Genomic DNA, 21,599 nt, shown 5'->3' with positions numbered 1-21,599 from the left:
GATGCGACGTTCCACGTTCACCGATGCCGCCGTGACCTATGGGGCCATCGGTGGTACGCTCGCGCCCGATCTCATGCAGTACCCACCCAAAGGGCACCGCCCACTGGAACGCAGTGTGCGGCTCGGCAGCGGTGACGAGCGCTTCCACGTGGCATCGAAGCTCCTCATGACCTGGGGCGTGCAGCGCGGTAGTGGCATGAGGGTCACCGACCTCGAGAACGGCACGGGAGTGCAGTATGTCCCGGTGGAGTTCGAAGCCGACGGGACGCCAATTCCCGCACGACCGGTGACCGGCGAAGCCGTTTTTGCTGAGGACGGCACGCCGTACATCATGAACGGCATGACCGCGCAACTTGAGGTCCACGTAGGTCCGCTGCGGGTGAAGGCACCCGTACGAGTGGTTTACGTCATTGACGAGGCAAACCGGGTGGGCTTCGCCTACGGAACGATGAAGGGGCATCCGGCCAGCGGTGAAGAGTCCTTCGTGGTGGAAAAGCGGGACGACGATTCCGTCTGGTTCATTTTGCGTGCCTTCTCCCGCCCCAGCACCTGGTACTTCCGTCTCGCGTCGCCGTTCCTCCGTCTCCAGCAAAAACGGTTCACTCGCCGTTATCTCACTTCGCTTCACCCGGTTGGGGCGCTGTAAGCGTATGGCTGGTCCACTTCCGCTCGGCGATCCGGCCCCGGCCGACGGCCTCCTTCCGGCGTCGGCATCCGTTGGCGCGTCAGAGCGCGACTTCGGCGTCTACCTGCACGTGCCCTTCTGCCGCGTGCGCTGCGGCTACTGCGATTTCAACACCTACACGGCAACCGAACTGCGCGGCGTCAAGCAGAGCGACTACGCGAGTCAGGCCGTGCTGGAGGTCGAGTCTGCGGGGCGAATCCTGCGGGAATCTGGTCTGCCGGAGCGAGCCGCGTCCACCGTGTTCTTCGGCGGCGGAACGCCCACCCTGCTGCCTGTCACCGACCTCGCGAAGATGCTTCAGGCCGTGCGCTCCGAGTGGGGTATCGCACCGGGAGCCGAGGTAACCACCGAGGCCAACCCGGACTCCGTCGACGCCGCCTATTTGGAGTCCCTCGCGGCGGCAGGTTTCACCCGAGTGTCGTTTGGCATGCAATCGGCCGTACCGAGTGTGCTCGCCACGCTCGAGCGCACCCATGACCCGGAACGCGTTCCGCTGGTCGTGCGCTGGGCGCGCGACGTGGGCCTTGATGTGAGCCTCGACCTCATCTATGGAACCCCGGGGGAGACCATTGACGATTGGCGCGCGAGCCTCGAACACGCCATTCTTCAGGCTCCCGACCACCTGAGTGCGTACTCGCTCATCGTCGAAGAGGGTACCAAGCTGGCGCGGCAAATTCGTCGCGGTGACATCGTGCCCACCAACGACGACCAGCAGGCCGAGTTCTATGAACTGGCTGACGAGCTTCTGGCCGCAGCCGGCTATCACTGGTACGAGGTGAGCAACTGGGCAACGGATGCCTCCCACGAGTCTCGCCATAATCTGTCGTATTGGCGCAGCCAGGACTGGTGGGGAGTGGGTCCCGGCGCACACAGTCATGTGGGCGGGGTGCGGTGGTGGAATGTGAAGCACCCGGCCGCCTACGCCGAGCGCGTCTTGGGCGGGGTCTCTCCCGCTGTGGGGCGCGAGACGCTCGACGACGCCACGCGGGAACTCGAACGTGTACTTTTGCTCAGTCGCATCCGCACCGGAATTCCGATCGCATCGCTATCCGCAGCGGGACGCCACGAAATCGCCGGCCTCATCGCGGATGAGCTGGTGGACGCCCGGGCTGCTCTGTCGGGGACCCTCGAGCTCACGCTCACCGGCAGACTGTTGGCCGACGCGGTGGTGCGTCGCATCACCGACTGACGGTGGCGGCTAGCTCACAAACTTGAAGGACAGAGGATAGGTGTAGGCCTCACCGCGGTTGGCGGCGAGCCCCGCAATGATGCTGAAGACCACCGAGAGTACCCAGATGGCAACGGCCGTCACGTAACCGATCAGGATGGCCGTGAGAACGAACGACACCAGATAACCGATAGCAGCGGTGATCTGAAAGTTCAGTGCTGCGGCGCTCTGAGCGCGAATGAACGGGCCACGCTCCCGCAAGAGAAGGTATCCCACAAGAGACGGGATCACGTAGAGAAAAATCCCACCCACGTGGATCAGCGTCGCCCACAGCTTTTCGTCTGCCGGGCTGAGCGGTGCGGCGGGGGCTTTGTAGGGGTCAGCGGATGGCGTGGCATCAGACATTCGGTCTCCTGGATCGAGTACCGCGGTGTGGCGCTCTGCCACCGGCACACACAGCGTACCGGCAGTGTCTGGATTCTTACGGTTACTTGATCACTCTCAGGGAAACCGGGTAGCGGTAGCTGCCTCCCTCCTTGACCGCCATATAGCCCATGATCGAAAACACCACGTTCACGATCCAGAGGGCAAACCCGAGGAACGAGATGAGGAAGCCGATGCCGAAGGTGACGAGGGCCAGGAAGGTTCCGACAAAGAACACCGCGAACCAGGCAATCAGGAAGGTGATCTGAAAGTTCAGTGCTTCCTTCGCTTCTACGTTGGTACGTGGACCACGGTCTCGAAAGGTGAGCCAGATGACGAGTGAGGGAAGAATCCACAGGATTCCTCCGAGGTGGGCAAGAGACGCCCATTGAGTATCCGAGGCTTCCGTGAGCGGGACGACGGGGCTGGACGACGGATACGGGGGCTGTGGTTGGGACTGACCCTGACCCTGAGGTGGTTCTGGAGGGGGCTGGGAACTTGAATCGGTCATGATCATGCCTTTCAGAATGAACGGGTGGGGACCGGGTTATACGCATACGGTACTGCGACCCCAGTGTGGGGGCAATGGGCGATGTTGTCCGCAGCGCGTTATGATTAGCACTCAGGCGCTACGAGTGCCAGCAGATGGGTAGACGCGACGAGTTGGGAGGCGTGACGATGGTTTCTGATCGTGGTCTCGATGTCTTGCGCGTCATCGTTCAGGACTATGTGGCCTCTCGCGAGCCCGTGGGGTCGAAGTCCATCGTCGATCGTCACGCCTTCGGTGTGTCGGCCGCAACGATCCGCAATGACATGGCCCTCCTTGAGGAGGAGGAACTCATTGCCGCCCCCCATACGTCGTCGGGGAGAATTCCTACCGACAAGGGATACCGCGTTTTTGTCGACCACCTCGCCGACCTGCGTCCGCTCTCACCCGCTCAACGGCAAGCCATTGAAACGTTCCTCGGCCACTCGGCCGACCTCGATGAGGTTCTTGTTCGCAGTGTTCGGCTGCTGTCGCAGCTGACGCATCAGGTTGCTCTCGTGCAGTACCCCTCGCTGTCCCGCGCGCGGGTGCGGCACATTGAGCTCGTATCCCTCACCGAGACCCGCGTTCTCTCCGTGCTCATCACGGATTCCGGCGCTGTGGAGCAACGGGTGATTGATCTGCCCCGCCCCGTGGACGAGGCTACGCTCGTGCGAGTGCGGTCGCGCGTCATGGCCACCATTGTGGGACTCACCATGACGGAGGCCGCAGCCGCCCTGACCGCCCAGCCCCCCTTGCAGCCGCCGGAGGATCAAGAGTTCTCCGTCATCGTCGATCTGATCACGCTCACGCTCAGTCAGCAGGTGGCCGCAAACGGCCAGACCAAACTGGTCATGGCCGGAACCGCCAATCTGGTGCGCACCGAGGAAGACTTCTCGGGGAGCATCTACCCCGTGCTCGAAGCGATCGAGGAGCAGGTTGTTCTGCTCCGACTCTTTAGCGAGATGGCTACAGATCAGCACGGGGTATCGGTGAGCATCGGGCGGGAGAACGCCCCCTTTGGGCTCGCCGAAACCTCCGTGCTCACGAGTGGGTACTCCTCGAATGGCAACCTGGCCAGATTGGGTGTGCTCGGGCCCACCCGCATGGATTACTCCAACAACATGGCTGCTGTTCGAGCCGTGGCCCGCTATCTTTCCCGCCTCCTCGGCGAGAACTAGTTTCAGACTTCTCCATCATTCACCAGACAAACAGACCAATAGACAACAGATCAACAAGGAGAGCCACCTTTGGCTGACCACTACGAAGTCCTCGGTGTGAGCCGCGATGCGACCACCGACGAAATCAAGAAGGCGTATCGACGCCTCGCACGACAGTTGCACCCGGACGTGAACCCCGGCGCTGAGGCGTCGGAAACATTCAAGAGCGTGACGCACGCCTACGATGTTTTGAGCGATTCCGCCCAGCGGCAAAAGTATGATCGCGGCGGACAGGGGGGTGGCGCTGAAGGCCAGAACTTCGGTAACTTCGGCGATATCTTTGAAACCTTCTTTGGGGGAGGTGGCGGGTCAACGCGCGGCCCGCGGTCTCGTCGTGAACGTGGCCAGGATGCTCTCATTCGCGTGGAACTCGACCTTGCCGAGGTGATCTTTGGAACGCATCGCGATCTCGAGGTTGACACGGCTATTCTCTGCGATACGTGTAAGGGATCGTGCTGCCAGCCTGGCACCGCCCCGGTCACGTGCGACATCTGTCGCGGCACCGGCAGCATTCAGCGCGCCGTGCGTTCGCTGCTCGGCAATGTCATGACCAGCAGCCCCTGCGGATCCTGCCGTGGCTACGGCACGATCATCGCCACGCCGTGCACCACCTGCTCCGGTCAGGGCCGTGTTCGTGCTCGGCGCACCGTGCCGGTCGATGTTCCGGCCGGTGTCGACACGGGCCTGCGCCTGCAGATGCCCGGCAGCGGTGAGATCGGCCCGGCCGGCGGCCCCAACGGCGACCTGTACCTGGAAATGAAGGTGCGCCACCATGACGTCTTCAGCCGCGACGGTGACGACCTGCTGTGCTCCCTCGAGGTCGCCATGACGGGGGCCATTCTCGGCACGACCGTCAAGCTGAAAGCGCTCGACGGGGACGTGGACGTTGAGCTTCGGCCCGGCGTGCAGAGCTCCGAGATTCTCACGATTAAAGACCGTGGTGTGACGAAGCTTCGTGGCAGCGGCCGTGGAGACCTGAAAATTGGTATCCAGGTTGTGACTCCGACTCGGCTTGATCACAAGGAGCGCGACCTGATTGAACAGTTCGCCGCTCGTCATTCCGCACCGGCACCGTCGCTGAGCCAGTACCAGCAGGGTTTGTTCGCCAAACTCCGCGATCGTTTTCTGGGCTAGGCGCGGACCCTCATCGTGGCCAATTTCTATCTGGAACCACAGCTTCGTGCCGAGGACTGTCACAACGGGGCTGTGGTGAGCGTGACGGGAGCCGAAGCGCGCCACGCCGTAACGGTCAGTCGTATCCGGCCCGGTGAGAATCTTCTGATCGGAAACGGAGCCGGCCTGATGCTGGCTGGCGTGGTGGTCACGGCCGATCCGGCAGAGTTCACGCTGCGTGTGGAGACGGCAACAGAGGTGCCGGTGGTGACGCCACGCATCCGCTTAGTTCAGGCTCTGGCCAAGGGAGATCGTGACGAAATGGCCGTGCAGGCGGCCACGGAACTGGGGATCGACGGCGTTATACCGTGGGCGGCGGCGCGCTCCGTCACCCGATGGGAAGGCCCCAAGATCGCCAAGGGTCACGAGCGGTGGTCGAGCATCGTGCGCGAAGCGAGCAAACAGTCCATTCGGGCCTGGCTCCCCGAGGTGGGGCCCCTGTGCACCACCAAGCAGCTCGCCGTGCTTGCTGGGACCAGTCGCATGCTGCTTCTGGAGCCCACGGCCGCACGTCGGCTCACCGAGATTTCTGCCCTCGGGGACCGAAACCAGCCTGAGGACCGGGAGATCCTGCTCGTTGTGGGACCCGAAGGCGGCATTGCGCCGGGGGAGCTGAGCCTGCTCGAACAGGCCGGTGCCACCCCGGTGCGTCTGGGCGACACGGTGCTGCGCACATCAACGGCCGGACCGGCCGCCCTGGCAATCCTCAATGCGACCCTCGGACGCTGGTAGTCGCGCTTAAGATAGAGATATGTCTTCTCCCGGCGCAGAACCGTCCATCTTCAGTCGCATTGTCGCTCGCGAGATTCCGGCGACGATCGTGGCAGAGAACGATCACCTCATCGCTTTTGAGGACATTGCGCCGCAGGCGCCGGTGCACATCGTGATCACCACGAAGACCGCCGAGTACGCCAACGTTGTTGAGCTCGCCGCGGGGGATCCCACACTCCTGGCTGAACTCGTGCGGATGGCGTCCACCATCGCGGATGAGCGCACTCAGGGTGAGTTTCGGCTCGTCTTCAACAGCGGAGCGGCCGCCGGGCAAACCGTTTTTCATGTGCATGCCCACGTGATGGGAGTGCGCGACGACAGCGCCACGCTCGGTGAGGGGTCCCTTGGCTCCCTCTGAGACCTCTGAAACGCCCGGGACGCCCGAGACGTCACGGCGCGAGATTCGGCTCACGGTCGATGGAATTGCCATGGTGCGGCTGCTCGGACCGGAAGATCGCTACCTCGCCACCATCGAAAAGCAGTACCCCGGCGTGAACGTGCATGTGCGCGGCAACGACATCACCCTGATCGGGCGTGCCGATGAGGTTGAATCTGTGCGTCGCCTTATTGATGAGCTTCAGGTCATGATCCGAGACGGGCAGGATCTGGCCGAGGCTCAGGTGGCAACATCGGCTCGAATGCTGAGCGCTGACAGCCGGACGAGTCCGTCTCAGCTGCTCGGGGCACCGATCCTCACCGCGCGGGGCAAGAGCGTGCGCGCGAAGTCGCTCGGCCAAAAAGAGTACATCGACGCCATTGACGACAACACCATCGTGTTTGGTATCGGACCGGCCGGAACGGGTAAAACCTACCTGGCGATGGCGAAAGCCATCCGTGCTCTGCAAAACAAAGAGGTTGAACGCATCATCCTCACGCGTCCGGCCGTCGAAGCCGGTGAACGCCTGGGCTTTCTGCCCGGAACACTCACCGACAAGATCGATCCGTACCTGCGCCCGCTCTACGATGCCCTCGGCGAAATGCTTGACCCGGAGCTGATTCCCAAACTTCTCGCCGCCGGAACAATTGAGGTGGCACCGCTCGCGTACATGCGCGGTCGAACGCTCAACTCGGCCTTCGTCGTTCTCGATGAGGCACAGAACACCACCCCCGAACAGATGAAGATGTTTCTCACCCGTCTCGGCTTCGGCTCGAAGATGGTCATCACCGGAGACATTACGCAGATTGACCTTCCCGTGGGCACCAGCGGTCTGAAGCTCGTCACCCGAGTGCTCGACGGGATCGATGACATCCACTTCTCCTACCTGTCCAGTGCGGATGTGGTGCGCCACAGCCTGGTCGGCCGTATTGTCGATGCCTACACCGAATACGATGCGCAGCGCCAAGCCCTGCGTCAAGAAACCGCCGAGGCCCGCGACTTCGCGGCCCGCGGCCCCCAACGCTCGGGCGGTCCGCAGGGTCGCCTTCCGAAACGGAGTCAAAGTTGAGTATTGAAATAAACAACGAGTCAGCGATCGAGGTGGATGAAGCTACCATTCTTCGGCTGTCCGCGTTCGCGCTCGACACGATGCACGTGCACGCCGACGCCGAGCTGGCTATCGTGCTGGTGGACGAGGGAGCGATGGAGCAGCTCCACGTGCAGTGGATGGACGAACCCGGACCCACCGACGTGCTCAGCTTTCCCATGGATGAACTGCGACCGGGAACCGAAGACGCCGAAACGCCCCCCGGGCTTCTGGGCGATATCGTGCTCTGCCCGCAGGTGGCTCAGGCTCAGGCGGAAACGGCTGGACACTCAACTCTGGGTGAGCTTCTGCTGCTGACCACGCACGGAATACTGCACCTGCTCGGCTTCGACCATGCCGAGCCGGAAGAAGAAAAGGAAATGTTCGGGATCCAGCGGGACATCCTCGTGGGCTTCACGATGCAGGAACGGCAACGCGGCTGATGATCATCGGGTGGTTTCTTGCGGCTGCGGTCGGCATGATCGCCTTTGCTGGTTTGATGGCCGCTGTTGACGCCGCCATCACGGCCCAGTCCCGGGCCGACATTGCCGGGCTCGCCGAGACCGCGCGCGCCAAGCGGTCCCTGCGGGCCATTGCATCCGATATCGGCGCTCATCTGAATGCCATCAACTTCATGCGCATCATCGCGGAAACCACCGCCGCGGTCCTCGTGACCCTGGTTTTCGCCACCACTATCGACCAGCTGTGGCTCGCCCTCCTGCTGTCCGCGTTCATCATGACAGCAGTGTCCTTCGTGCTCGTCGGCGCCAGTCCCCGGAGCGTGGGGCGGGCGAACCCCATCACCCTGCTGCGATCGAGCGCCCTCCTCGTGCACTTTGTGCGCGTGCTTCTTGGTCCCATCGCAAACGCCCTCGTAGCGCTCGGAAACCGAGTGACGCCCGGGCGGACGCGGCTTGCCACCTTCACGTCGGAGGACCAGCTCCTGAGCATGGTCGATGAGGCCACCGAACTGGACGTGATCGAGGAGGCCCACCGGGAACTCATCCACTCCATCTTTGAGTTCAACGAAACGGTGGTGCGCGAGGTCATGATTCCGCGTACGGACATGATCACCATCGAGGCCAGCGCCACGATTGACGCGGCCATGGGTCTCTTTCTCAGCACGGGAACGTCACGGGTACCGGTTCTCGACGGTGAGGTGGACGATGTCACCGGAATTGTGTACCTGCGGGATGTGGCCCGGGTCATGTACGAGCGGGCACTGGATGCCGAGTCGGTGACCGTAGCCGAGCTCGTGCGCCCGGCAGTCTACGTTCCGGAATCCAAGCCAGCCGATGCCACGCTGCGCCAGATGCAGACCGAGTCCAATCACCTCGCGATGGTGGTTGACGAGTACGGCGGTATCGCCGGACTCGTCACCCTGGAAGACCTGATTGAGGAACTGGTCGGTGACATTTCCGATGAGTACGATCGTGAATCCATTGAGGTCGAAGATCTCGGGGACGGTCACTTCCGTGTCAGTGCACGACTCCCGGTCGACGAACTGGGAGAATTGTTTGACCTCGAACTTGACGACGATGACGTGGATTCGGTTGGCGGTCTCTTGGCGAAAGCACTCGGCCGGCTTCCGGTCGCTGGTTCCGTCGCCGGGGCCAGCGGTTTGATCCTCACCGCAGAACGAACAGAGGGTCGGCGAAAGCGCATCAGCACCGTGCTGGTGGAACGAGATGAAGCATTGATTGATGCGCAAGCGGCATTCCTCGGGATGCCGGACGATGAAGGAGCAAGTGGTCATGACCAGAACAAATGAAAACCCGGCCGGTGATTATCGTGCGGGGTTTGTCTCGTTCGTGGGACGTCCCAACGTGGGCAAGTCCACTCTGACCAACGCCCTCGTAGGCGAAAAGGTCGCCATCACATCGTCGAAGCCGCAGACCACGCGGCGCGCCATTCGCGGAATTGTGCACCAAAAAAACGGCCAGCTGATTCTGGTCGACACCCCCGGCATCCACAAGCCCCGCACCCTTCTCGGTGAGCGGCTGAACAGTCTTGTCACCGCCACCCTCGCCGGCGTCGACGTGATCGGTCTCTGCATTCCGGCCAACGAGCCCATCGGCCCGGGTGACAAATTCATTAACGAGCAACTGGATGCCTTCCCGCGGGCCCGCAAGGTGGCCATCGTCACGAAGATCGACGCATCGTCGAAAACGAACGTGGCCAATCAGCTTCTTGCGGTGTCACAGCTGCGGGACTGGGAAGCAATCGTGCCCATTTCCGCAACCAGTCGCATCCAGTTGGACACCCTGGCCGTGGAGCTGCTGCGCCTGCTGCCCACCGCCGAGGCACCGCTCTACCCGGCCGATACAGTGACCGATGAGACGCTGGAATCCCGAATTTCCGAGTACATTCGCGAGGCTGCGCTGGAGGGAGTGACGGACGAGCTTCCACACTCCATCGCCGTCACCATCGACGACATCATTGAGCGTGATGATCAGGAGCTCGTGGAAATCTACGCGAACCTCTTCGTGGAGCGCGACAGCCAAAAGGGCATCATCATCGGCAAGTCCGGCAGCCGGCTGAAGGATGTGGGCATGCGAGCGCGCAAGGAAATCGAGCCCCTCGTGGGTAAGCGTGTCTTTCTGTCGCTGCGGGTCAAGATTGCCAAGGAGTGGCAGCGCGACCCCAAGCAGCTCGGACGACTGGGCTTTTAGTCCCGAGACTCACAGGCTTGGCAGGAATTGGGCGGTGCAAACGGTGCTAGCCTAAATCCGTGCTGTTCGGTCTGCTCCTTCTTAGCTGCCGCGACGAGTCCTAATCTAAAGGCCTCCCTCGTCGCGGCGTTTGTCGTTGGCTGCTGACACTCTTGAGGGGATCACAGATCATGAAGAACAATCAGACCGCATCCAACATGCCGGTTCACCGCTACCGCCCGTACCACGAGCAGTTCGGCATCGACCTTGCCGACCGCACCTGGCCGTCGAAGCGGATCGAGGTGGCGCCGCGCTGGTGCGCTGTCGACCTGCGAGACGGCAACCAGGCTCTCATCGACCCGATGAGTCCCGAGCGCAAGCGCATCATGTTTGACCTGCTCGTACGCATGGGCTACAAGGAGATCGAGGTGGGCTTTCCGTCCGCCAGCCAGACAGACTTCGACTTTGTGCGCAGCCTGATCGACGGAAACGCCATTCCGGACGACGTCACCATCCAGGTGCTCACTCAGGCACGAGAAGCGCTCATTACGCGCACCTACGAGTCGATCAAGGGTGCCAAGCAGGCCATCGTGCACCTGTACAACTCCACCAGCGTGTTGCAGCGCGAGGTGGTCTTCCGTGAAGACAAGCAGGGCATCATTGACCTTGCTCTTTTCGGCGCCCGCACCTGCCGTGCCCTCGAGGCGACAGTGCCCGGCACCACGGTGTACTACGAGTACTCACCGGAGAGTTTCACCGGCACCGAGCTCGAGTTCGCGGTGGACGTCTCCAACCAGGTCATCGAGATCTTTGAACCCACGGCCGACCGCAAGGTCATCATCAACCTGCCCGCCACCGTGGAAATGGCCACGCCAAACGTGTATGCGGACTCCATTGAGTGGATGTCGCGCCACCTCGCCCACCGCGAGAACGTGATTCTGTCCCTACACCCGCACAACGACCGCGGCACCGCAATCGCCGCCGCGGAGCTCGGTTACCTGGCCGGGGCAGACCGCATTGAGGGGTGCCTGTTCGGCAACGGGGAGCGCACCGGCAACGTGGACCTCGTGGCGCTGGGTGTCAACATGTTCACGCAGGGCGTTGACCCGCAGATCGACTTCAGCAACATCGACGAGATCAAGCGCACGGCAGAGTATTGCAACCAGCTGCCTGTTCCGGAGCGCAGCCCCTGGGCCGGCGACCTGGTATTCACGGCCTTCAGCGGGTCACACCAGGACGCCATCAAAAAGGGCTTCGAGGCCATGGATGCCGAGGCGGCCGAGCGCGACTGCTCCACCAGCGATCTCGTGTGGGCCGTGCCGTACCTGCCGGTTGATCCCAAGGACCTGGGGCGCAGCTACGAAGCCGTGATTCGAGTGAATTCTCAGTCGGGCAAGGGCGGAGTGGCTTACCTGCTCAAGACGGACCATTCCCTGGATCTCCCTCGCAAGCTGCAGATCGAATTCTCCGGCGTGGTGCAGGCGAAGACGGACAGTGAGGGCGGAGAGGTCACCAGCGCTCAGATCTGGGATATCTTCAACGACGAGTACCTACCGGCCAGCGTGAAGACCCCCGACGCCAAGTGGGGCCGCTTCGAGATCTTCTCCACGCGCACGTCCAGCGACCTGGCCGGACATGTGGACCTCGCCGTCGACCTGCGCGATGGTGACACCGTGTCCAATGTGACGGGTCACGGGAACGGCCCGATCAATGCCTTCCTCACCGTGTTGGACGAGCGCGGTATTCAGGTCACCCTCTACGACTATGTGGAGCACGCCCTGTCAGCCGGAGGCGATGCACTCGCAGCCGCCTACGTGGAACTGGACGTGAACGGCAAGCGGTTCTGGGGCGTGGGCATCGACGAGGACATCTCCACGGCCTCTCTCAAAGCCGTGGTGTCCGCCGTGAACCGCGGCGTTCGCTCCGAAGTCGGGCGTCGCCAGCTCAGCACGGTCTGAGCCGTTTAGGGTCTGAGTTGCTCGGTCTGAGTTGCTCGGCCTGAGTTGCTCGGCCTGAGCAGCTCAGGCCGGCGTCCTGACTACGGTTGGAGTTAGGCGCGACTCCGACGTGATCCGATGGTGGTGAGACCGCGCACATCGATGGGAGTGGCGGCCGGCAGGGGAGTCGCGGGAGTCAGAACCCGGCGGCAGTCATCGACGGCCAGAGCGAGCAAGTCGTGCAGCCGCTCGTCAGGGTCGGGTAGACACGCCTCGGCAATTCCCTGCACGGACACCCGCAGAATGGAATCTGCGGTGCGTGCCGTGAACTTGGCATGCGACCACGATCGGACAGACACGATGAAGTCTCGAGCCCACTTTTCAGCGTCGGGTGCGGTGGCCAGGGCCCGGCGAATCTGCGCACCGGTGGCCGGAGTTTCGACGCCCAAGCGTGCCAGGCTGCGTTCACAGGACAGAATCCCCACGGCCAGAGCACGTTGTCGATCGCGGCTCACGAGGGGCAGTGCGGCAGAGGCGGCACGGAGTGACACGAGGATCTCGATCTGCGGTGCGTCTCCGCGCAGCCCAATGACCGAGGGGATGAGAACAGCCAGTCGTGAGCGACCCTCATCGTTGGTGCAGTCATTCACCATGCGCGCGAGGGACGCCAGCACAGGATGCGTGCACTGCGGGTGATCACTCCACGATTCGCCCGCCAAATACGACGCGAATTCCATGAAGCACCCGCCACTGCGAGGGGTGCGATGCTTGCCGCGGGACAGTACGGGCATTCCGTCGGGCAATGAGCTCTGAACAGGTTTCATTAGTAACCTCCACACCACGAAATAATATGGTTTCAGTCTCCCCCCGACTCACGCGAAATACCAGTGCCAGAAGTGGGAGAATCAGGTGTGCCTGTCTATCGAGATGAAGCGGTTGTGCTGCGAACCCACAAGCTGGGTGAAGCCGACCGGATCGTCACCCTGCTTACCCGTGCCCACGGTAAGGTGCGGGCCGTTGCCAAGGGTGTGCGACGGACGGGCTCCAAATTCGGGGCTCGCCTCGAACCCTTCATGGTGGCTGATGTGCAGCTCTATGAGGGACGAAATCTCGATATTGTCACCCAGGCCGAGTCTCTCGGCTCCTATGGCGCCCTCATTACCGCCGATTATGACTGTTACACCGCGGCGAGTGTCATGGTGGAAACAGCCGACAAGCTCACGGAATCGGAGGGATCCCTGCAGCAGTACCTGCTTCTGGTGGGCGCCCTGCGGTCCCTGTCACGGCGTGAACACGGAGCAAGTCTCACGCTGGATTCGTACCTTCTTCGCGCTGTCTCCATGGCCGGTTGGGCACCCAGTTTTCAGGACTGCGCCCGGTGCGGGGCCGTGGGTGAGCACTCAGCGATCGTGGTGCAGCTGGGTGGTGTGGTGTGCGACACCTGCGCCTCGCCCGGGTCTCCCCGCGTCGACAGGCTCACCATTGCCCTCCTCAGCGCCCTGCTCACCGGTGACTGGGAGCACGCGGCCGCCACGAGCACACGCACGCAGGGCCAGGCGGGTGGCATCGTTGCCGCCTACACCCAGTGGCATCTGGGCCGCGGCCTGCGTTCGTTGGAACACGTCGCCCGATGACATCTCCTGAGCCGGCGCGTCGCGGATTCCTGCGCAAAACGCGAACGCCCACGCCCATCACGCACAAGGACTCGGTGCCGTTCCGTGCCCTCGATTGGACCGGGCTCTATCCGCCCGACATCGACCCGCGCGCGGTTCCCGAGCACATTGCCATCGTCATGGACGGGAACGGTCGCTGGGCGAACGCGCGCGGCCTGAACCGCGTCGAGGGACACAAGATGGGGGAAGCCGCACTGCTCGATGTCGTGGCCGGCGCCATCCAGCTCGGCGTGAAGCATCTGAGCGTGTACGCGTTTTCTACCGAAAACTGGAAGCGTTCTCCCGAGGAGGTTCGCTTCCTGATGGGCTTCAACCGTGACGTGATCCATCGCCGCCGCGACCAGCTCAACGAGTGGGGAGTGCGGGTGAGGTGGGCCGGCCGAAAGCCGCGACTCTGGGCATCCGTCATTAACGAATTGCAGTTTGCCGAGAAACTCACCGCGTCCAATGATGTGCTTACGCTCACCATGTGCGTGAACTACGGCGGTCGCACCGAGATCACGGATGCCGTGCGCGAGTTGGCCGAAGAGGTTGCCGCGGGCAGGCTGAAGCCGTCGGGCATCACCGAGAAGGCCATTCAGCGCCACCTGTACACGAGCGAGCTGCCAGATGTGGACCTGTTCGTGCGCAGCTCGGGGGAGCAACGAACCAGCAACTTTCTGCTGTGGCAGAGCGCCTATGCCGAGATGGTGTTTCTCGACACGCTCTGGCCCGACTTCACCCGCGTTGACCTTTGGCATGCCATAGAGCTTTATGCGTCTCGCAATCGCCGTTACGGCGGCGCGGTCGACACGCCCACAGCCGAAGAGGCACTTCAGTAGAAGTGGATTCCACCCAGTTGAAGCGCATTCTTTCGCTGCAGAGGGAATAGTGCGCTGGGTTCTGATGGTTACGTCGGAGTGACCGATACAACGAATGTGACCGAAGCGGCAACCGCAGCCGACACCATCAAGGTCGATATCTGGTCCGATGTGCAGTGCCCCTGGTGCTACATCGGCAAGCGAAAATTTGAGGCCGGTGCAGCCCTGTACGGCGGGCCCATCGAGGTGGAATACCACAGCTTCGAACTTTCGCCCGATACCCCCGTGGAATATGCCGGCACCCCCACGCAGTACCTGAGCGAGAAGAAGGGGATGTCGCTACCGGAGGTGGAGCAGATGCTTGAGCGCGTGACCGGTATTGCCGAGAGCGTGGGACTGCACTACGACTACGACTCCATTCACCAGACCAACACGGTGATCTCCCACGAGCTGCTGCACTACGCCAAGTCTCAGGGTCGTCAACTGGACATGAAGGAGCGCCTTCTGAAGGCCTACTTCGTTGAGGGGCGCCATGTGGGGCGCATTGAGGACCTCGCTGACCTCGCCGCCGAGATCGGCCTCGACCGCGTCGACGTTGTTCGCGCTCTGACCGCACACGAGTTTCTTGCCGATGTGAAAGCGGATGTCGCCCAGGCCGGCGAATACGGCATTCAGGGAGTTCCCTTCTTCGTCATTGACGGAAAATACGGAGTGTCCGGAGCGCAGGATGCTGATACATTTGCCGAAGTCTTGAATAAGGTTCGAACCGAAAAGTCTGAGGAGAACATCGCATGAGCGACGCAACCATCACGAGCACCACAACCGACACAACACCGCGCCCCACGATCCAGCTCCTCGGCCAGCCCGAAGACGCCGCTGGCTCCTGTGGCTGCGGCTCCTGCGGCTGCGGAGCGTAACGCTCTCACCCGCACCAACACAGGTGTGGCGCTCACAATTGTGGGCGCCACACCTGTTGTATTTGTTGGGGAATTGTTCTGGAAGAATTGAACGTACATGACTCTCACACACGCAACTCCCGCACCGCTCAAGATTGGGCCGTTGACTCTCGACGTGCCTGTGGTTCTTGCGCCCATGGCCGGCATCACCAACACCGCATTTCGCCGGCTCTGTCGCGAATTCGGTGCCGGGCTCTACGTGAGTGAAATGATCACCTCGCGTGCCCTGGTGGAGCGCACACGTGAGTCCATGCGACTGATCGCCCATCATCCCAGCGAGACCACCCGGTCGATTCAGCTGTACGGCGTTGATCCCAAGACCGTGTCCGAGGCAGTCACCATGCTCGTGGCCGAGGATCGCGCCGACCATATCGACCTCAACTTCGGCTGCCCGGTACCCAAGGTCACCCGCAAGGGCGGCGGGGCGGCGCTGCCCTGGAAGCTGGGACTCTTTCGCCAGATTGTGGAAGCAGCCGTAGGTGCCGCCGGTGACGTTCCCGTCACCGTGAAGATGCGCAAGGGCATCGACTCCGATCACCTCACCTATCTCGAAGCGGGCAAGGCTGCGGCCGGCGCCGGCGTGGCATCAATCGCCCTGCACGCGCGCACCGCCGCGGAGTTCTACTCCGGCCAGGCCGACTGGTCCGCCATCGCGCAGCTCAAGAACACCATCACCGACACTCCGATTCTCGGCAACGGCGACATTTGGTCCGCCGACGATGCACTGCGCATGGTGGCGGAGACCGGATGCGACGGTGTCGTTGTCGGGCGCGGCTGCCTCGGGCGTCCGTGGCTGTTCGGTGACCTCGCCGCGGCTTTTCGCGGTGAGACGCTGAAGGCGGAACCCTCCCTCGGTGAGGTGTGTAACGCCTTTCGTCGGCACGCGGAGCTGCTCACGGAATTTTTCGAGAGCGAAGAGCGAGCTTGCCGCGACGTGCGCAAGCACGTGGCCTGGTACTTCAAGGGGTATCCGGTGGGCGGCGACCTGCGGGCCCGACTGGCCGCCGTCGAGTCCCTGGCCATGCTCGACGATCTGCTCGGAACCCTCGACGGCGACCAGCCCTACCCCGGCGCGGGCGCTGAGGGACCGCGCGGACGTGCCGGCACTCCGAAGAAGCCGTCGCTGCCGGAACGCTGGTTGGAGTCTCAGGAGTTGGCCGGTGCGGAACGACTGCACCTGACCGAGGGCGAAGGGGACACAAGCGGTGGTTAACGCACCCGAACACGTCACGCCAATCTATGGCGAGCACGACGAGGAACGCTGGTTCCCGGAGGAGCACTATTCACGGCGCAGCGATTTCGCGCGCGACCGGGCGCGACTGCTGCACTCCAGCGCCCTGCGACGGCTGGCCGCCAAGACGCAGGTGCTCTCCCCGACAGCCGGTCTTGACTTCGCCCGCAACCGCCTCACTCACTCGCTCGAGGTGGCCCAGGTAGGCCGCGAACTCGCAAACCGCTTGAACGTGAATCCCGACATCGTGGATACCGCGTGCCTCGCGCACGACATTGGGCATCCGCCCTTTGGCCACAACGGGGAAAAGGCACTCAACACCTGGTCCCTGGACATTGGGGGTTTTGAAGGCAACGCGCAGACGCTGCGGTTGCTCACCCGACTCGAGCCCAAGGTCTTCGGCCCGGATGGCGAGAGCTACGGCTTGAACCTCACCCGGGCGAGCCTGGATGCGAGTTGCAAGTATCCGTGGCCGGAGAGTTCCTCCGTGCGCGATCCGAGTGGCCGAGCCAAGTATGGCTTTTACGAGCACGACATCGCAGCTTTTGAGTGGCTGCGCCGCGGCGCACCGGACCGGCAGCTGTGCATCGAGGCGCAGATCATGGACCTCTCCGACGACATCGCCTACTCCGTGCACGACTTCGAAGACGCCGTGGTGAACGGTTACGTGGACGTTGCCCTGCTCGGACGACGCACAAATCATGATGACCTGCTGGCCACCATGTCGGAGTGGATCGGCACCGAGCTCTCCGAGGAGGATCTCTCGAAGGCCTTCAACCGCCTTGACTCCCTCGATTATTGGATGTCGGAGTGGTCCGGCGGTCGCCGCGATCAGGGACGGCTGAAAAATCTCAGCAGCCAGCTCATCGGGCGGTTCAGCGGCGCGGCCGTGCGCGCCACGCGACAGGCCTACCCGGGCGAGAACTTCATCCGCTTCGGCGCTCACGTGGTGGTTCCGCGCGAGACGCAGGCGGAGATTGCCGTGCTGAAGGGGATCGTGGCAGCGTTCGTCATGACCCGCAACACCCGCAAGCCCATCTACGTGCAGCAGCGTCAGGTGCTCACCCTGCTGGCCGACACGCTCCTGGCCAGTGGCGACGAGCATCTCGACCCGGGCTTCACCGAGGATTGGGCCGCGGCCGCTGACGATGGCGCCCGCAAACGCGTGGTTGTCGATCAGGTCGCCAGTCTCACGGATCAGTCGGCACTGGCCTGGTACGAACGGCTCGTGCAGGGTTAGCTCGTGGGTGTGACAGCTAGAATTACGTCATGGCTGGACTGATTCGACAAGGTGACATCGAAGAGGTCAAGGCCCGTACCAATATTGCCGACATTGTGGGCGACTATGTGCAGCTGAAATCGGCCGGCATCGGTTCGATGAAGGGCTTATGTCCCTTCCACGATGAGCGCACCCCGAGTTTTCACGTGCGCCCCCAGGTGGGTTTCTACCACTGCTTCGGTTGCGGCGAGAGCGGGGACGTGTACTCGTTCCTGCAAAAAATGGACCACGTCACCTTCAGCGAGGCCGTCGAACGCCTGGCCGGTCGTGCCGGGCTGGAGCTGCACTACGAAGACGGCGGGGGAGCCGCGCCCGACCACGGCAATCGGGCACGCCTGCTCGCCGCTAACCAGGCTGCCGCGGAGTTCTTTGTGGAACGCCTCGGAAGCCACGACGCTCAGATCGGCCGTGACTTTCTGGGTGGACGCGGGTTCGACGCCGAGGCCGCCGCGCACTTCGGAGTGGGCTTCGCCCCAAAGAGCTGGGATGAACTCACCAAGCACCTCCGGGGCAAGGGTTTCACCACCGATGAGCTCACGCTGTCTGGTCTGGTGTCGAGCGGTGACCGTGGTGTGTACGATCGCTTCCGCGGCCGCTTGGTCTGGCCCATCCGTGACATCACGGGGCAGACAATCGGATTTGGTGCGCGAAAACTCCTCGACGACGACAAGGGACCGAAGTACCTGAACACCCCCGAGTCACCCGTGTATCACAAGGCACAGGTGCTCTACGGGCTCGACCTGGCTAAGCGTGACATTTCCCGCAGTCACCAGGTTGTGGTCGTGGAAGGCTACACCGACGTGATGGCGTGTCACCTGGCCGGCGTCACCACCGCTGTTGCCACCTGCGGCACGTCCTTCGGTGTCGATCACATCAAGGTGCTGCGCCGCGTCATGGGCGATGACAGTGGGGTGGGTGAGGTGGTCTTCACCTTCGACCCGGATGCCGCGGGCCAGAAGGCCGCCATGCGCGCCTTCAGCGAGGAGCAGCGTTTCAGTGCCCAAACGTTCGTGGCCGTGGCTCCCGAAGGCTTTGACCCGTGCGACCTGCGGCTTCACCGTGGGGACGACGCCGTTCGTCGCCTCGTGGATTCAAAAAAGCCCATGTTTGAGTTCATGATTCGCCAGCTACTGGGCCAGTACAACCTCGAGACCGTTGAGGGGCGCATCGGTGCCCTGCGCGCGGCGGCACCCATCGTGGGCGACATTCGCGACCCGTCCCTTCGGCCGGGCTACACGCGGGAACTCGCCCGCATGCTTGGCGTGGACCTGGGGGAGGTGCGCAAGGCGGTATCGACCGCACAGGGCCGCTCGCGCACGCCCGAGGCTCCCCCACGATACTCCGCCGTCGCCGTCGAGGTTCCGCCGGAGAAACCCTTCTCGCTGCTGGAGCTGCCGACCGACCCCGTGACTCGAATGGAGCGTGACGGCCTCATGGCGATGCTGCAGAATCCGACGCTCGTCGGCTCCGACATCCTGGCGCGCGCGGTACAGACGAGCTTCTCCAACGCCAGCCTGGCCATTGTGCGCGACGCCATGGCGTCCAGCCTCGACCATGCGGAGAATGCTGATTGGCTCGATCAGGTCGTGTCGGCTGTTCCCGAGGCTCTCGCCAACCTGGTGAAGCAGTTGGCCATGGCCCCGCTGCCCGAGCGTCCGGGTCGAGAGATCACCCGGTACGTGCGCGATGTCAGTGTGGCCCTCATCGAAAAGGACCTGCTGCGCCAGAATGCGGAGCTTCGTGGACGCCTGCAGAGAGCCGACCCCACCAACCGTGATGTCTACGTGACGCTGCAGCGAGAGATCATGCGGGTTGAGGCGGAACGGCGCAGTCTCCGCGACGAATAAGTCGCGGGATTGTTGCAGCTGTGTAAAGAAGCTGCGATGAGCTAGGGCTGCACGCGAATTCTGTGCTAACCCTATTCCTATAGCTGAACTGCGGCGGAGCCTTCTGGTGCCTTCGTGGCGGTTCTCCCAACAGGAAGAGGACGACGGATATGACATCCGCATTCACTAACGGCAAGCGCGCTCTCGCTGCCACCGCTGGCTTTGCAGTCGCGGCGCTCGTTCTCGCTGGTTGCTCGGCCGGCGGCGGCGGCGATACCGCGGCAACTGGCGGCACCATCACGATCGGCACCACCGACAAGATCACCACCCTCGACCCCGCGGGTTCCTACGATGCGGGTTCCTTCGCCGTGCAGACTCAGGTCTTTCCGTTCCTGATGAACACGCCGTACGGCAGCCCCGATGTCGAACCGGATATCGCGGCGTCGGCTGAGTTCACCTCGCCGACGGAGTACACCGTGACCCTGAAGCCCGATTTGAAGTGGGCAAACGGTAACGATCTCACCGCATCCGACGTGAAGTTCAGCTTCGACCGCCAGCTGGCGATTGCAGCGGACAACGGCCCCTCCTCTCTGCTGTATAACCTGGACAGCACCGATGCTGTTGATGACACCACGGTTGTCTTCAACCTGAAGGCGGCGGACGATCAGGTCTTCGCTCAGATTCTCTCGAGCCCGGCCGGCCCCATCGTTGATGAAGAGTCCTTCTCCGCCGACGCCCTGACACCGGACAACGACATCGTCGCGGCCAAGGCGTTCGCCGGCCAGTACGAGCTGGTGAGCTACGACTTCAACAACCTGCTCTCCTACAAGGCGTATGAGGGCTATGAGGGCCTCCTCGGCCCGGCAAAGACCGACGTCGTGAACGTGAAGTACTACACGGATTCCTCCAACCTGAAGCTTGACGTGCAGGAAGGAAACATTGACGTCGCGTGGCGCAGCCTGTCGGCCACCGACATCGATGACCTTCGGGGCAACTCGAACGTCTCGGTCGTTGATGGGCCCGGTGGCGAGATTCGCTACATCACCTTCAACTTCAACACTCAGCCCTTCGGCACCACGACGGCAGACGCAGATCCCGCGAAGGCCCTGGCCGTGCGTGCCGCAGTCGCCGACCTTGTCGACCGCGAGGAAATCGCCACCCAGGTGTACAAGGGCACGTACACGCCCCTCTACTCCTACGTTCCGGCCGGACTGACCGGAGCCAATGAAGCGCTCAAGGGTCTCTACGGCGACGGCGCGGGAGCCCCCGACGTTGAGAAGGCACAGGCAACCCTCGCGGCTGCCGGCGTGACCGGTGTGGTTGAGCTGAACCTCCAGTACAGCAATGACCACTACGGCCCATCGTCAGCTGACGAGTACGCCCTGGTCAAGGACCAGCTGGAAGCGTCGGGACTCTTCACGGTCAACCTGCAGACCACCGAGTGGGTTCAGTACGCGAAGGACCGTACGACGGATGTCTACCCCGCGTACCAGCTCGGCTGGTTCCCGGACTACTCGGACGCCGACAACTACCTGACGCCGTTCTTCCTCGAGGGTGGCTTCCTGAAGAACCACTACAGCGACACCGCTGTTGACGCACTGATCCTCGAGCAGGCCGTCACCGCCGACCCCGAACAGCGCACCGCGCTGATCGAGGAGATCCAGGACAAGGTCGCCACACAGCTGTCGACCGTGCCGCTGCTTCAGGGTGCGCAGGTTGCGGTGACGGGAACGGACATCACGGGTACGCAAGACACCCTTGATCCCTCGTTCAAGTTCCGCTACGGCGCGCTTGTCAAGGGCTAGTCGAACAGAGAC

The 21,599-nt window shown here is 62.9% G+C and carries 22 protein-coding genes; 19 read left to right on the top strand and 3 right to left on the bottom strand.

Features of this window, described 5'->3' with window-relative positions:
* Nucleotide 1 precedes the first annotated feature (1 nt).
* Nucleotides 2-646, top strand: a complete 645-nt coding sequence (locus H4V99_RS09560; protein ID WP_280677712.1) for a DUF1990 domain-containing protein — start codon at nucleotides 2-4, stop codon at nucleotides 644-646.
* Nucleotides 647-650: 4 nt separating this feature from the next.
* Nucleotides 651-1,874, top strand: a complete 1,224-nt coding sequence (gene hemW / locus H4V99_RS09555) for a radical SAM family heme chaperone HemW (protein WP_280677709.1) — start codon at nucleotides 651-653, stop codon at nucleotides 1,872-1,874.
* A 9-nt stretch (nucleotides 1,875-1,883) separates the two neighbouring features.
* Here hemW and H4V99_RS09550 read toward each other — a convergent pair whose 3' ends face one another.
* Both H4V99_RS09550 and H4V99_RS09545 read right to left on the bottom strand, forming a co-directional pair.
* The gene (locus H4V99_RS09550) at nucleotides 1,884-2,258 is read right to left on the bottom strand and encodes a DUF4870 domain-containing protein (RefSeq protein ID WP_280677707.1); all 375 of its coding nucleotides are present in this window, start codon (nucleotides 2,256-2,258) and stop codon (nucleotides 1,884-1,886) included.
* 82 nt (nucleotides 2,259-2,340) lie between these two features.
* Nucleotides 2,341-2,787, bottom strand: coding sequence for a DUF4870 domain-containing protein (locus tag H4V99_RS09545; RefSeq protein WP_280677705.1), 447 nt, complete (start codon nucleotides 2,785-2,787; stop codon nucleotides 2,341-2,343).
* Nucleotides 2,788-2,954: 167 nt separating this feature from the next.
* Between H4V99_RS09545 and hrcA the strand changes: the two genes are divergently transcribed.
* The 9 genes from hrcA to leuA all read left to right on the top strand — a co-directional run bounded on the left by hrcA (nucleotide 2,955) and on the right by leuA (nucleotide 12,038).
* Nucleotides 2,955-3,983 carry a heat-inducible transcriptional repressor HrcA gene (gene hrcA, locus H4V99_RS09540; RefSeq protein WP_280677704.1) on the top strand — a complete coding sequence of 343 codons (1,029 nt, stop codon included), beginning with the start codon at nucleotides 2,955-2,957 and terminating at the stop codon, nucleotides 3,981-3,983.
* A gap of 69 nt (nucleotides 3,984-4,052) precedes the next feature.
* Complete coding sequence (gene dnaJ, locus H4V99_RS09535) at nucleotides 4,053-5,156, top strand: molecular chaperone DnaJ (RefSeq protein ID WP_280677702.1); 1,104 nt, start codon at nucleotides 4,053-4,055, stop codon at nucleotides 5,154-5,156.
* A gap of 15 nt (nucleotides 5,157-5,171) precedes the next feature.
* Nucleotides 5,172-5,927: a 16S rRNA (uracil(1498)-N(3))-methyltransferase gene (locus H4V99_RS09530; protein ID WP_280677700.1), complete on the top strand. Its 756-nt coding sequence runs from the start codon at nucleotides 5,172-5,174 to the stop codon at nucleotides 5,925-5,927.
* Nucleotides 5,928-5,946: 19 nt separating this feature from the next.
* A complete protein-coding gene (locus H4V99_RS09525) occupies nucleotides 5,947-6,324 on the top strand; it encodes an HIT domain-containing protein (RefSeq protein WP_280677698.1) in 378 nt (125 codons plus the stop codon).
* Between the two features lie 70 nt (nucleotides 6,325-6,394).
* On the top strand, nucleotides 6,395-7,411 hold the full coding sequence (locus H4V99_RS09520; protein ID WP_280680050.1) for a PhoH family protein: 1,017 nt from the start codon (nucleotides 6,395-6,397) through the stop codon (nucleotides 7,409-7,411).
* Nucleotides 7,408-7,872 carry an rRNA maturation RNase YbeY gene (gene ybeY / locus H4V99_RS09515; protein ID WP_280677695.1) on the top strand — a complete coding sequence of 155 codons (465 nt, stop codon included), beginning with the start codon at nucleotides 7,408-7,410 and terminating at the stop codon, nucleotides 7,870-7,872. The genes H4V99_RS09520 and ybeY overlap by 4 nt, the downstream gene beginning before the upstream one ends.
* On the top strand, nucleotides 7,872-9,200 hold the full coding sequence (locus H4V99_RS09510) for a hemolysin family protein (RefSeq protein WP_280677693.1): 1,329 nt from the start codon (nucleotides 7,872-7,874) through the stop codon (nucleotides 9,198-9,200). Before ybeY ends, H4V99_RS09510 begins: the two co-directional genes overlap by 1 nt.
* A complete protein-coding gene (gene era, locus H4V99_RS09505) occupies nucleotides 9,184-10,101 on the top strand; it encodes a GTPase Era (protein ID WP_280677691.1) in 918 nt (305 codons plus the stop codon). The genes H4V99_RS09510 and era overlap by 17 nt, the downstream gene beginning before the upstream one ends.
* Nucleotides 10,102-10,271: 170 nt before the next feature.
* A complete protein-coding gene (leuA, locus tag H4V99_RS09500; protein WP_280677689.1) occupies nucleotides 10,272-12,038 on the top strand; it encodes a 2-isopropylmalate synthase in 1,767 nt (588 codons plus the stop codon).
* Between the two features lie 92 nt (nucleotides 12,039-12,130).
* On the opposite strand, the gene H4V99_RS09495 is transcribed toward leuA, so the two are convergent.
* Entirely contained in the window at nucleotides 12,131-12,841 is a 711-nt protein-coding gene (locus tag H4V99_RS09495) for a hypothetical protein (RefSeq protein WP_280677687.1), read from the bottom strand.
* 87 nt (nucleotides 12,842-12,928) lie between these two features.
* Between H4V99_RS09495 and recO the strand changes: the two genes are divergently transcribed.
* From recO to H4V99_RS09455, 8 genes are all read left to right on the top strand, one after another.
* The gene (gene recO / locus H4V99_RS09490) at nucleotides 12,929-13,651 is read left to right on the top strand and encodes a DNA repair protein RecO (RefSeq protein WP_280677685.1); all 723 of its coding nucleotides are present in this window, start codon (nucleotides 12,929-12,931) and stop codon (nucleotides 13,649-13,651) included.
* On the top strand, nucleotides 13,648-14,511 hold the full coding sequence (locus H4V99_RS09485) for an isoprenyl transferase (RefSeq protein ID WP_280677682.1): 864 nt from the start codon (nucleotides 13,648-13,650) through the stop codon (nucleotides 14,509-14,511). Before recO ends, H4V99_RS09485 begins: the two co-directional genes overlap by 4 nt.
* A 78-nt stretch (nucleotides 14,512-14,589) precedes the next feature.
* Nucleotides 14,590-15,285: a DsbA family oxidoreductase gene (locus H4V99_RS09480; protein WP_280677680.1), complete on the top strand. Its 696-nt coding sequence runs from the start codon at nucleotides 14,590-14,592 to the stop codon at nucleotides 15,283-15,285.
* Entirely contained in the window at nucleotides 15,282-15,407 is a 126-nt protein-coding gene (locus tag H4V99_RS09475) for a hypothetical protein (RefSeq protein WP_280677678.1), read from the top strand. The genes H4V99_RS09480 and H4V99_RS09475 overlap by 4 nt, the downstream gene beginning before the upstream one ends.
* Before the next feature lie 97 nt (nucleotides 15,408-15,504).
* Entirely contained in the window at nucleotides 15,505-16,659 is a 1,155-nt protein-coding gene (gene dusB, locus H4V99_RS09470) for a tRNA dihydrouridine synthase DusB (protein ID WP_280677676.1), read from the top strand.
* Nucleotides 16,652-17,917, top strand: a complete 1,266-nt coding sequence (locus tag H4V99_RS09465; RefSeq protein WP_280677674.1) for a deoxyguanosinetriphosphate triphosphohydrolase — start codon at nucleotides 16,652-16,654, stop codon at nucleotides 17,915-17,917. Before dusB ends, H4V99_RS09465 begins: the two co-directional genes overlap by 8 nt.
* 29 nt (nucleotides 17,918-17,946) lie before the next feature.
* A complete protein-coding gene (gene dnaG, locus H4V99_RS09460; RefSeq protein ID WP_280677672.1) occupies nucleotides 17,947-19,803 on the top strand; it encodes a DNA primase in 1,857 nt (618 codons plus the stop codon).
* Between the two features lie 149 nt (nucleotides 19,804-19,952).
* Nucleotides 19,953-21,587 (top strand): ABC transporter substrate-binding protein, encoded by a 1,635-nt coding sequence (locus tag H4V99_RS09455; protein WP_280677670.1) that lies wholly within the window; start codon nucleotides 19,953-19,955, stop codon nucleotides 21,585-21,587.
* Nucleotides 21,588-21,599: the final 12 nt, after the last annotated feature.

Source organism: Cryobacterium sp. CG_9.6 (assembly GCF_029893365.1).
Taxonomy (GTDB): domain Bacteria; phylum Actinomycetota; class Actinomycetes; order Actinomycetales; family Microbacteriaceae; genus Cryobacterium.
This window is presented reverse-complemented; position numbering and strand designations above follow the sequence as displayed.